At 70.8% G+C, this 11,137-nt stretch carries 11 protein-coding genes; all 11 read left to right on the top strand.

Going from position 1 to position 11,137, the window contains the following annotated elements; all coding sequences use genetic code 11:
- A partial coding sequence (locus MR1_RS06695) for a glutamate ligase domain-containing protein (RefSeq protein ID WP_303621319.1) occupies positions 1–697 on the top strand: 697 nt, incomplete at its 5' end.
- Positions 694–1,803: a phospho-N-acetylmuramoyl-pentapeptide-transferase gene (mraY, locus tag MR1_RS06690; RefSeq protein WP_067244259.1), complete on the top strand. Its 1,110-nt coding sequence runs from the start codon at positions 694–696 to the stop codon at positions 1,801–1,803. The genes MR1_RS06695 and mraY, both read left to right, overlap by 4 nt.
- Complete coding sequence (gene murD, locus MR1_RS06685) at positions 1,800–3,347, top strand: UDP-N-acetylmuramoyl-L-alanine--D-glutamate ligase (protein WP_067244256.1); 1,548 nt, start codon at positions 1,800–1,802, stop codon at positions 3,345–3,347. The genes mraY and murD overlap by 4 nt, the downstream gene beginning before the upstream one ends.
- Positions 3,301–4,569, top strand: a complete 1,269-nt coding sequence (ftsW, locus tag MR1_RS06680) for a putative lipid II flippase FtsW (RefSeq protein ID WP_067244254.1) — start codon at positions 3,301–3,303, stop codon at positions 4,567–4,569. The genes murD and ftsW overlap by 47 nt, the downstream gene beginning before the upstream one ends.
- Positions 4,566–5,639, top strand: coding sequence for a UDP-N-acetylglucosamine--N-acetylmuramyl-(pentapeptide) pyrophosphoryl-undecaprenol N-acetylglucosamine transferase (locus MR1_RS06675; RefSeq protein ID WP_067244252.1), 1,074 nt, complete (start codon positions 4,566–4,568; stop codon positions 5,637–5,639). Before ftsW ends, MR1_RS06675 begins: the two co-directional genes overlap by 4 nt.
- 98 nt (positions 5,640–5,737) lie before the next feature.
- Entirely contained in the window at positions 5,738–7,135 is a 1,398-nt protein-coding gene (gene murC / locus MR1_RS06670) for a UDP-N-acetylmuramate--L-alanine ligase (protein ID WP_067244250.1), read from the top strand.
- A 3-nt stretch (positions 7,136–7,138) separates the two neighbouring features.
- Entirely contained in the window at positions 7,139–8,119 is a 981-nt protein-coding gene (locus MR1_RS06665) for an FtsQ-type POTRA domain-containing protein (protein ID WP_067244247.1), read from the top strand.
- 207 nt (positions 8,120–8,326) lie between these two features.
- Positions 8,327–9,496 carry a cell division protein FtsZ gene (ftsZ, locus tag MR1_RS06660; protein ID WP_067244245.1) on the top strand — a complete coding sequence of 390 codons (1,170 nt, stop codon included), beginning with the start codon at positions 8,327–8,329 and terminating at the stop codon, positions 9,494–9,496.
- Positions 9,493–10,173 carry a YggS family pyridoxal phosphate-dependent enzyme gene (locus MR1_RS06655; protein WP_067244242.1) on the top strand — a complete coding sequence of 227 codons (681 nt, stop codon included), beginning with the start codon at positions 9,493–9,495 and terminating at the stop codon, positions 10,171–10,173. Before ftsZ ends, MR1_RS06655 begins: the two co-directional genes overlap by 4 nt.
- Before the next feature lie 42 nt (positions 10,174–10,215).
- Complete coding sequence (locus tag MR1_RS06650; protein ID WP_067244239.1) at positions 10,216–10,710, top strand: cell division protein SepF; 495 nt, start codon at positions 10,216–10,218, stop codon at positions 10,708–10,710.
- A 3-nt stretch (positions 10,711–10,713) separates the two neighbouring features.
- Positions 10,714–11,016: a YggT family protein gene (locus tag MR1_RS06645; protein ID WP_067244236.1), complete on the top strand. Its 303-nt coding sequence runs from the start codon at positions 10,714–10,716 to the stop codon at positions 11,014–11,016.
- Positions 11,017–11,137 lie beyond the last annotated feature (121 nt).

Raw genomic sequence — 11,137 nt, 5'->3', positions numbered from 1 at the left:
GCGCGGGCTGACCGTCCGCGGCTTCGGCACGGGGCCGGGCGCCGACGTGCGCGCGGTCGACGTGGACGTCGACGCGAGCGGGACGACGTGCACCGTCGTCCTCGCCGGCGACGACGGCGAACAGCGCCTTCCGCTGCGCCTGCAGGTCCTCGGCGCCCACCACGTCGGCAACGCCCTCGCCGCGATCACCGCCACTGCCGCGCTCGGGGTGGCCCCGGGCGACGCGGTCCGCCGTCTCGAGACGGTCGAGATCGCCGAGCGGTGGCGGATGCAGCCGATGGGCAATGACGAGGTCCGCATCATCAACGACGCGTACAACGCCAGTCCGGACTCCATGGCCGCGGCCCTGCGCACACTGGCGCAGATCACGCGGCCGGGGGAGCGCACCGTCGCGGTCCTCGGCGCCATGAGCGAGCTGGGGGAGGCCGCCGGCGACGAGCACGACCGCATCGGCCTGCTCGCCGTGCGTCTGAACATCCAGCGCATCGTCGTCGTCGGCGCCGATGCCCGCAGGCTGTACCTCGCCGCGGTCGGCGAGGGGTCGTGGGACGGGGAGGCCGTGCACCTGCCGGATGCGGACGCCGCGTACGACTACCTCCGTGAGGAGCTGCGCCCCGGCGACCGCGTCCTGGTCAAGTCGTCCAACTCCGCCGGGCTCCGGTTCCTCGGCGACCGTCTGGGAGAATCGTTCTCGTGAGGTCCCTGCTTACCGCGGCGGCAATTTCGCTCGCCTTCACCCTCTTCCTGACGCCGGTCTTCCTCCGGCTGTTCCGGAAGTGGGGCTGGGCGCAGGTGATCCGCACCCCCGAGGCGATCGAGAACCCCAGCCACCACGCCAAGCGCGGCACGACCACGATGGGTGGCACGATCTTCATCGTCGGCACGATCGTCGGCTACACGATCGGCACGCTCACCGGCGGCAGCTCTCCGACCGCGTCGGGGTGGCTCGTGATCTGGATGATGGTGGGCTTCGGGATCGTGGGCTTCATCGACGACTTCATGAAGGTCCGCAGCCAGCGCAGCGCCGGTCTCTCCGGATGGCGGAAGATCATCGGTCAGATCCTCGTCGTGATCCCCTTCGGCATCGTCGCGCTCACCACGACGAACCAGTGGGGAAACACCCCCGCGAGCGGCTTCATCTCGCTCTTCCGGGACATCCCCGTCCTCTGGCTCTTCGCGCTCGGGCCGATCGTCGGCTGGGCGCTGTACCTCATCTGGCTGTCGCTGATCGGGATCGCCGCATCGAACGGGGCGAACCTCACCGACGGGCTCGACGGGCTGGCCGCCGGCGCCGGGGTCTTCGTGATCGGCGCCTACAGCCTGATCTCGTTCTGGCAGTTCAAGCAGTCCTGTGTGGCCCCGGCGCTGGAGTCCTCGGTCCAGGGCGGCTGCTACGACGTGGCCAACCCGTTCGACCTCGCGGTGATCTCGGCCTCCTTCGTCGGAGCGCTCGTGGGCTTCCTCTGGTGGAACGCGCCGAAGGCGAAGGTCTTCATGGGCGACGTCGGATCCATGGCGATCGGCGGCGTCATCGCGGCGATGGCGATCCTCACCCGCACCGAGCTGCTGCTCGTCCTCCTCGCGGGCGTCTTCGTGATCGCCCCGGGCTCGGTGATCGTCCAGCTCACCTACTTCAAGCTCACCCGCGGCAAGCGACTGTTCCTGCAGAGCCCGTTCCACCATCATCTCGAGATGCGAGGCTGGCCGGAGAGCACGATCGTCGTGCGGATGTGGATCATCGCCGGGCTCCTTGCGGTGTCGGCCGTCGGCCTCTTCTACGTCGAGTGGCTCACCCGGTCATGACCCGCGACCTCGACACGCTGACGAGCTGGCACGCGGACTGGAAGGGCCTGCGCGTGGCCGTGCTCGGCCTGTCGGTCACCGGCTTCTCGGCCGCGGACACGCTCACCGAGCTCGGCGCGGAGGTGCTCGTGCTCTCGGAGTCGGCCTCCGACGACTATCGCCGCCTGGTCCCCGTCATCGGCGCGGGCCTGCACCTCGGACCGCTGGACGAGGTGCCCGAGGCTCTCGCGGCGTTCGCCCCCGAGGTCGTGATCGCGTCCCCGGGCTTCGCGCCGTCCCATCCGGTCATCCGCTGGGTCCGGGACAACGGGATCGCGCTGTGGGGGGACGTCGAGCTGGCCTGGCGCGTGCGGGACAAGGTGCTCCGTGCCGATGGCACGCCGGCGGAGTGGACGCTGATCACCGGGACGAACGGCAAGACGACGACCACCCGGCTCGCGGCCTCGATGCTCGTCGAGGGCGGGCTGCGCGCGGCCCCCTGCGGGAACATCGGCGTCCCCGTGCTGGACGCCGTCCGCGACCCCGAGGGGTTCGACGTCCTCGTCGTCGAGCTGTCCAGCCACCAGCTCTGGTACCTCGGCCTCAGCGCACCCGCGGGGCAGATCGTGCCCCGGTCGTCGGTCTGCCTGAACCTGGCCGACGACCACCTCGTGTGGCACGGCAGTGCCGCCGCCTATCGGGACGCGAAGGCCGTCGTCTACCGCAACACGACCACGGCCTGCGTCTACAACAAGGCGGACGAGGCGACGCGCCGCATGGTCGAGGAGGCGGACGTCGTCGAGGGCGCCCGCGCGATCGGCTTCGATCTCGGCATCCCCGGCCCCAGCGATCTCGGCATCGTCGAGGGGATCCTCGTCGATCGTGCGTTCCTGGAGGAGCGCCGGAGCAGCGCCCTGGAGCTCACGACGGTCGCCGCCCTCGCCGAGCGCGGTCTCTCCGCCCCGCACATCGTGCAGAACATCCTCGCGGCGGCGGCCATCGCGCGTTCCTTCGGCGCGGCGCCGGAGGCCGTCCGGGACGCCCTGGAGGCCTTCCGGCTCGACCCGCATCGCATCGAGGTCGTGGCCCGTTCGGGCGGTGTCACCTGGATCGACGACTCGAAGGCGACCAACCCGCACGCGGCGCAGTCCTCGCTCCGTGCCTTCCCCGGGGCGATCTGGGTCGTCGGCGGCGATCTGAAGGGCGTCGACCTCTCCGAGCTCGTCGCCGGAGCCGGGGCGACCGCGCGCGCCGCGATCGTGATCGGCGCGGACCGCGGCGAGGTGCTCGCGGTGTTCGAGCGACACGCGCCGGCGGTCCCGGTGATCGAGGTCGTCCCCGGCGAGACTGAAGGGGTCATGAACCGCGTCGTGGAACTGGCGGCCGGGATCGCGCATGACGGCGACACCGTGCTCCTCGCACCCGCCGCAGCATCCTTCGACCAGTTCGACAGCTACGCGGATCGAGGCCACCGCTTCGCCGAGGCGGTGCGGCAGTGGATCAGTCGGGGGAGCGCGCATGACGCAGATGACTCGCCCCGCGATGACGACCCGCGGGGCGGCTGACGGCGGCGGGCGCGGGCTGGCCGCTCGCGTCTCCCTGGGCCGCATCTTCACCCCGGTGTCGTCCGAGTTCGTGATCATCGCCTCCACAGCGCTGCTGCTGACCGCGTTCGGGCTCGTGATGGTCCTGTCCGCCACCAGCGCGACCGCGGTGGACCGGGGGGAGGGGCCCTACGACGTCGTCCTGAAGCAGGGGGTCTTCGCGCTCGTCGGCGTCCCGTTGATGTTCCTGCTCAGTCGCCTTCCCGTGGAGTTCTGGAAGCGGATCGCCTGGCCCGCGCTGATCCTGACGACGCTTCTGCAGCTCCTCGTGTTCGTTCCCGGTCTCGGTGTGGAGAACGACGGGAACCGGAACTGGATCCTCGTCGCGGGACAGAACATCCAGCCCTCGGAGTTCCTGAAGCTGTCGCTGGCGCTGTGGGCAGGACTGATCCTCTATCGCAAGCAGAAGCTGCTGCGGCTGTGGAAACACGTCTTCATCCCGCTGATCCCGGTGTCCGCGCTCGTGATCGGGACGGTCATGGGCGGGCACGATCTCGGCACGGCCATGATCCTGTTCCTCGTCCTGCTCGGGGCGCTGTTCTTCTCCGGCGTGCGTCTGCGGATCTTCCTGCTGCCCTTGCTGCTGTCGCTGGTCGCGGTGGCCGTGCTCGCCCTCACGAGCAAGCGCCGGATGAGCCAGATCATGAGCCTGTTCAACCCCGACACGATCGACTGCTACTACACGGACTGCTATCAGCAGCTGCACGCCGTCTGGGGGATGGCGAACGGGGGGATCTTCGGTCTCGGGCTGGGCAACTCGCAGGAGAAGTACGGGTGGCTCCCCGCGGCGTCGAACGACTACATCTTCGCCATCGTCGGCGAGGAGCTGGGGCTGATCGGCTGCGCGATCGTCCTGGGCCTGTTCGCGATGTTCGCAGTCGGGGTCTTCCACATCATCCGAAAGACGGCCGATCCGTTCGTGCGCATCGTCTCCGGCGGCATCGTCGTATGGGTGATCGGGCAGGCCCTCATCAACATCGGCGTCGTGCTGCGGATCTTCCCGGTCCTGGGCGTCCCGCTGCCGTTCATGTCGCAGGGAGGCACCTCGCTCGTGTCGGTGCTGATCGCGTGCGGTGTGCTGCTCTCCTTCGCCCGATCGCTGCCGGCGGGTGCGTCCGCCGGCGCCCTTCGCGGGCCGGCGCTCCGGGAGGGGCCGGCAAACCGGGGTAGGGTCGCTCGGTGACCACCTATCTTCTGGCCGGCGGCGGCACCGCCGGCCATGTCAACCCGCTGCTCGCCGTCGCGGACGGGCTCGTCGCCCGCGATCCCGACGCCTCGGTCCTCGTTCTCGGCACCAAGGAGGGGCTGGAGGCACGCCTGGTGCCCCAGCGAGGCTACGAGCTGCTGACGGTGGACAAGGTGCCGTTCCCGCGGCGGCCGAACGGCGCGGCTCTCGCCTTCCCCGTGCGATTCCCCCGGGCCGTTCGCCAGGTGCGCGACCACCTGACGGGTCGGGGGGTGGATGTCCTGGTGGGATTCGGCGGCTATGCGTCGGCCCCGGCCTATGTCGCGGCGCGCCGCGAGGGGGTCCCGTCCGTGGTGCACGAGGCGAACGCGCGCCCTGGGCTCGCGAACGTGCTCGGCGCGCGCTCCGCGGCCGGAGTCGGGGTGGCCTTCGAGGGCACGCCGCTGCGCGGCTCCACCCTCGTCGGGATGCCTCTGCGGCGCGAGGTCGTCGAGCTCGACCGTGCCGCGCGGCGGCTCGAGGCGGCGGCGGAGTTCGGTCTCGACCCGGCGCGACCGGTGCTGCTGGTGTTCGGAGGATCCCTCGGCGCGCAGCGGATCAACGAAGCCATCGCCGGATCGTGGCAGGACATCCTGGCCACCGGATGGCAGCTCCTGCACGTCACCGGAGAGCGGTCGGATCTCGCCGACCCGGGTGCCGCCGGCTACACGATGCGCCGCTACGTCGACCGCATGGATCTCGCGTTCGCCCTCGCGGACCTGATCGTGTCGCGCTCCGGCGCCGCGACCGTCAGCGAGGTCAGCGCCCTCGGCATCCCCGCCGTCTACGTCCCCTACGCCGTCGGCAACGGCGAGCAGCGCCTGAACGCCGCCTCCGCGGTGGCGGCAGGAGCGGCCCTCGTGGAGGACGACGCGACGTTCACGCCCGAGCGCGTCCGCGCCGTCGTCGTGCCGCTGCTGCAGGACGCCGGGCGCCGTGAGGCCATGGCACGTGCCGCGGAGGACGTCGGCTCGCGGCGAGGCACCGAGGACCTCATCGCCCTGATCGATCGCGCGCTCGAGCGCTGACCGAGCACCTCGGCCGTGCAGCTCGAAGAGCACCGGGCATCGCCGGACGGCGCGCCCCGGAGCCCGCTCCGAGCCGGGCGACTTAGGATGAGGGAGCCATGATCAGACCCGACCTCTCCCTCCCGATCCCGGACGAGATCCGCTCCGCCCACTTCATCGGCATCGGCGGATCCGGCATGAGCGGGCTCGCTCGGATGTTCCTCGACGCGGGCATCCGCGTCTCCGGTTCGGACCGCGCGGACAGCGCCGCCCTGCGGGCTCTCGCCGAGCGGGGGGCCACCGTCCACGTCGGACACGACGCCGCCCATCTGGGCGATGCGGACACGGTGGTCCACACCGGCGCGATCTGGCCGGAGAACCCCGAGTACGTGACGGCCAAGCAGCGCGGGCTGCACGTGATCCACCGCTCGCAGGCGCTGTACTGGCTGATCGGCGCTCGACGCCTCGTATCGGTGGCGGGAGCACACGGGAAGACCACCTCGACGGGCATGATCGTGACGGCGCTTCAGGCGCTCGGGGAGGACCCGAACTTCGTCAACGGCGGCGTGATCGAGCAGCTCGGCGTCTCCAGTTCCTCCGGTGCGGACGACCTCTTCGTCATCGAGGCGGACGAGTCGGACGGGACCTTCCTCCTCTACGACACGGCGGTCGCGCTCATCACGAACGTGGACCCGGACCACCTCGACCACTTCGGCTCCGACGAGGCCTTCCACGATGCCTTCGTCCGCTTCGGGAACGAGGCCTCCGAGGCCGTCGTGATCTCGAGCGACGACCCCGGTGCGCTGCGGGTCCGTGCGGGGCTCACGCACCCGACCGTCGTGACGTTCGGGCAGGCGGATGACGCCGACGTCCGTCTGACGGACATCGCCACCGACGGTCCGGTCGCAGCCACGATCGAGCACGCGGGCGAGAGCGCACGCATGCAGCTCGCCGTTCCTGGCGTCCACAACGCCGTCAACGCCGCCGGCGCGGTCGCGGTGCTGCTCACACTGGGCCACCGTCTCGCCGAGGCTGTCCATGCGGTGGAGGGGTTCGCCGGCACCGTGCGGCGCCTCGAGCTGCATGGCACGGAGCGTGGGGTGAGCGTGTACGACGACTACTCGCACCACCCGACCGAGGTCCGCGCGGCGCTCGAGGCGATGCGGACGATCTCCGGTCCCGGGCGGATCATCGCGATCCAGCAGCCGCACACGTACTCGCGCACCCAGCACATGTACCGGGAGTTCGCCGAGGTCCTCGAGCGCTTCGCCGACCACACGGTGATGCTCGACGTGTACGGGGCGCGGGAGGACCCGGTGCCCGGGGTGACCGGCGAGCTCGTCAGCGGCGCCTTCGCGGATCCCTCCCACGTGCACTTCGTGGCGGACTGGCAGGAGGCGGCGGACTACACCGCCTCCGTCGCCCGCGAGGGGGACCACGTCATCACGCTCGGCTGCGGGAACGTCTACCAGATCATCCCTCAGGTCCTCGAGGCGCTGCGGCGCACCGGGGCGTGACCGGTGCGGCGGCCCGCCCCGATCCCTCGGCCGGCTGAACCGGTCGAGCCCGCGCCGCCCGCTCGGCCCGCGGACGTCGAGCGTCCTCCCTCCGGGGCGACGGCGGAGGATCTGCAGGAGACCGCGCCGATCGCCCCGCTGCTGCCGGGCCTGATCCGTCCGGCGTCGCCCCCGCAGCCCGCGCCCGTGGATCGGGAGGGACCCGCAGAGCCGGGGGTCTCCGACGGCCGGCTGAGCCCACGTGACGTGTGGCGCGCCGCCAAGGCGCGGCGCCGGACGCTGCGGGCCGAGATCCGCCGCTTCACGCAGCGCTCGCGCCGGCGCCGCCTCGCCTGGATCGGGGGGATCGCGGCGGTGCTCGCCATCGTGCTCGGAAGTGCGGCGACCGCGTACAGCCCCCTGTTCGCGCTGGAGAAGATCACCGTGGTGGGCACGCACGCGCTCAACCCCGAGGAGGTGGCGGAGGCGCTTTCGGGACAGAAGGGCACGCCGTTGGCGTTGATCAGCTCGAGCGAGGTGAAGGAGGCGCTCGTCGCTTTCCCGCTCATCGAGACCTATCAGCTCGAGGCGAAGCCACCCCACGAGCTGACGGTGCGCATCGTCGAGCGGACGCCGGTCGGTGTGGTCTCGTCCGAGGCGGGCTTCACGGTCGTCGACGGCGCCGGCATCGCCCTTTCGACGTCCACCGAGCGCCCCCCGGGATACGCCCTGATCGAGGTCGAGGGCGGCACGGGGTCGAAGCCGTTCACGGCGGCCGGCACGGTCATGCGCGCGCTGCCCGAGGAACTGCGCGGGCAGGTCGAGAAGGTGACCGCGAGCTCGGTGGACGACGTCACCCTCGCGCTCTCGTCGGGAGCGACGGTCGTGTGGGGGAGCGCGGAGGATTCCGGTCGGAAGGCGCTGATCCTGAGCAAGCTGATGGCGGCGCAGCCGGAGCGGGCGCTGTATGACGTCTCCTCGCCGGACGCGGCCGTCGTGGGCTGAGTCGCGAAGCCGCCCCGGGCGGGAAGGCCGAAGGCCGCGCCGCGGGGGAGTTTCGGCTCGTTAACGCCGACACGCGCGTGTCCTTGCGATCGCAGGGCCCCGGTGCCGCTTACCTTCGATTCGAGAGAACGCAATACCGGGAAATACTTTAACCCTCTCGTTGAGGTTTAAGGTTCCCGACTCAAGGCTCGACAATCGGAGGCCGGGATGAGCCAGAACCAGAACTACCTCGCCGTGATTAAGGTCGTCGGCGTCGGCGGTGGCGGCGTCAACGCCGTCAACCGCATGATCGAGCTCGGGCTGCGCGGTGTCGAGTTCATCGCCGTCAACACCGACGCGCAGGCGCTGCTGATGAGCGACGCGGACGTCAAGCTCGACGTCGGCCGGGAGCTGACCCGGGGTCTCGGCGCGGGCGCCGACCCGGAGGTCGGACGCCGGGCGGCCGAGGACCACGCGGAGGAGATCGAGCAGGCGCTCACCGGTGCGGACATGGTCTTCGTGACCGCCGGCGAGGGCGGCGGCACGGGCACCGGCGGCGCGCCGGTCGTCGCGCGGATCGCGAAGTCCATCGGCGCGCTGACGATCGGCGTCGTGACCAAGCCGTTCTCCTTCGAGGGGCGCCGTCGCCAGAGCCAGGCCGAAGCCGGTGTCGCCAAGCTGAAGGAAGAGGTCGACACGCTCATCGTCGTGCCGAACGACCGGCTGCTGGAGATCAGCGATCGGGGCATCTCGATGATCGAGGCCTTCGCGACCGCCGACCAGGTGCTGCTCGCCGGTGTTCAGGGCATCACGGACCTCATCACCACCCCCGGCCTCATCAACCTCGACTTCGCCGACGTGAAGTCGGTCATGCAGGGCGCGGGCTCCGCGCTCATGGGCATCGGATCCGCGCGCGGCGCGGACCGGGCGATCAAGGCCGCCGAGCTCGCGGTGGAGTCGCCGCTGTTGGAGGCCTCGATCGAGGGCGCGCACGGCGTGCTGCTGTCGATCCAGGGCGGGTCGAACCTCGGCATCTTCGAGATCCACGACGCGGCGGACCTCGTCAAGGAGGCCGCGCACCCCGAGGCGAACATCATCTTCGGCACGGTCATCGACGACACGCTCGGCGACGAGGTGCGCGTCACGGTGATCGCGGCGGGCTTCGACGGCGGAGAGCCGTCGCTGCGGCTGGACCCGATGGTCGTCTCCCGGCCGGCCGCCCCGGTGCAGGAGATCGGGCTGGCCGACGACGAGTCCGAGACCACCGCGACGGAGTCCGCCGATGCCCCGGCGCCGACCGCTTCGACCCCTGCCTCGCCCGTCCTCCCGGTCGTGGCGACCAGCCTCGAGCCGGCGTTCGCCGACGACGACATCGACATCCCCGAGTTCTTGAAGTGACGCTGGCGGAGCGGCTGTCCGCGATCGACGAGGCGATCGCGGACGCCGCGCGTCGGGCCGGGCGAGACCCCGCGGAGCTCACGCGCATCGTGGTGACCAAGTTCCACCCGGCGTCGCTGGTCCGTGAGCTGCACGGTCTCGGCGTGCGCGACGTGGGGGAGAACCGGCAACAGGAGATCACCGCGAAGACGGGCGAGCTGCAGGACCTCGACGATCTGCGCTGGCATTTCATCGGACAGGCGCAGACCAAGAAGGCGGCGGCGATCCGCCGCGCCGCGCACACCGTGCACTCCGTGGACCGCGAGCGGCTCGCGGACGCCCTCGAGCGAGCGGCGGAGGACGATCGCGCCCTCGACGTGCTGATCCAGGTGAACCTCACGGACGATCCGTCCCGAGGCGGGGTGAACCCCGACGGCCTCGAGGCGCTCGCGGAGCACGTGCAGAGCCTGTCGACCCTCACGCTGCGCGGACTGATGGCGGTCGCTCCGCTGGACGAGGAGCCGGCCTCCGCGTTCGCGCGGCTGCACGGATACGCTGCGCGCCTGCGGGCGGTCGCGCCCGACGCGTCCTGGATCTCCGCGGGCATGACCGCAGACTTCGCGGAGGCGATCGCCGCCGGCGCGACACACCTGCGGATCGGCTCCGCAATCACGGGTCCCCGCCCTGCCCAGGGCTAGCCTCGAAGGAAGAACACACCCCACACACTTCCGGAGGACACGATGGGGAACCCGCTGAAGAAGACCATGGTGTACCTGGGCCTCGCCGATGAGGAAGAGGTCTACGAGGAGGAGGCTCAGGCCTCCGCCGCTCCGGTGCGCCGTGAGCGCGACGTCGAGCGCGAGCGCGAGCGTGAGCGCGAGGACCTGAAGCCCGCCGCTCCGGTGACGCCCCTGCGGCGTCCCACCGCCGTGCGTCAGCCGGCCTCCGGTGCGGTCAACGAGATCCTCACCGTGCACCCGAAGCAGTACCGTGACGCCCAGGTGATCGCGGAGAGCTTCCGTGACGGGATCCCCGTGATCATCAACCTCTCGCAGATGAGCGACGCCGACGCGCGCCGGCTCATCGACTTCGCGAGCGGCCTGTCGCTGGGCCTCTACGGGCGCATCGAGCGGGTGACCAGCAAGGTCTTCCTGCTCTCCCCGGAGAGCATCGCGGTGTCGGGTCAGGGCGGGATCGCCGGGGCGGACCCGGACACCGCGCTCGCGCACTCCTGACGCGTGTCACCGATCCCGCTGATCGCGGCCATCCTCAACGGGGTGCTGCTGATCTACTTCATCGTGCTGCTCGCGCGCCTCGTGCTCGAGTACATCCCGATGTTCAACCGCGAGTGGCGTCCCAAGGGCGCCGGGCTCGTCGTCGCCGAGATCGTCTTCACGGTCACCGATCCGCCGATCAAGCTGTTCCGCCGCCTCATTCCTCCGCTGAGGGTCGGACCGGTCGCGATCGACTTCGGATTCGCCCTGACGATGCTCGTCGTGCTCATCCTGATGTCCGTCACGCGCGTGATCGCCCAGTCCTGAACGCGGGGCGACCCCCGTCCCGCGCAAACCCGGCCGGGACGACTATGCTTTCCCAGAGGTGCGCGCCCCGGGTACGCGCCAACAGTCCACCTGGCCGCCGAGAACTCATCGAAAGAGGAGC

It is taken from the genome of Microbacterium resistens NBRC 103078, assembly GCF_001552355.1.
GTDB classification, from domain to species: domain Bacteria; phylum Actinomycetota; class Actinomycetes; order Actinomycetales; family Microbacteriaceae; genus Microbacterium; species Microbacterium resistens.
Note: the sequence above shows the minus strand (reverse complement) of the source record. Positions and strands in the feature narration are given on the sequence as shown.

Bases quoted from the DNA above. Each gene is read 5' to 3' on its own strand.
- murD (WP_067244256.1), top strand. From the start codon at position 1,800: ATGACCCGCGACCTCGACACGCTGACGAGCTGGCACGCGGACTGGAAG.
- ftsW (WP_067244254.1), top strand. From the start codon at position 3,301: ATGACGCAGATGACTCGCCCCGCGATGACGACCCGCGGGGCGGCTGAC.
- murC (WP_067244250.1), top strand. From the start codon at position 5,738: ATGATCAGACCCGACCTCTCCCTCCCGATCCCGGACGAGATCCGCTCC.
- ftsZ (WP_067244245.1), top strand. From the start codon at position 8,327: ATGAGCCAGAACCAGAACTACCTCGCCGTGATTAAGGTCGTCGGCGTC.
- MR1_RS06650 (WP_067244239.1), top strand. From the start codon at position 10,216: ATGGGGAACCCGCTGAAGAAGACCATGGTGTACCTGGGCCTCGCCGAT.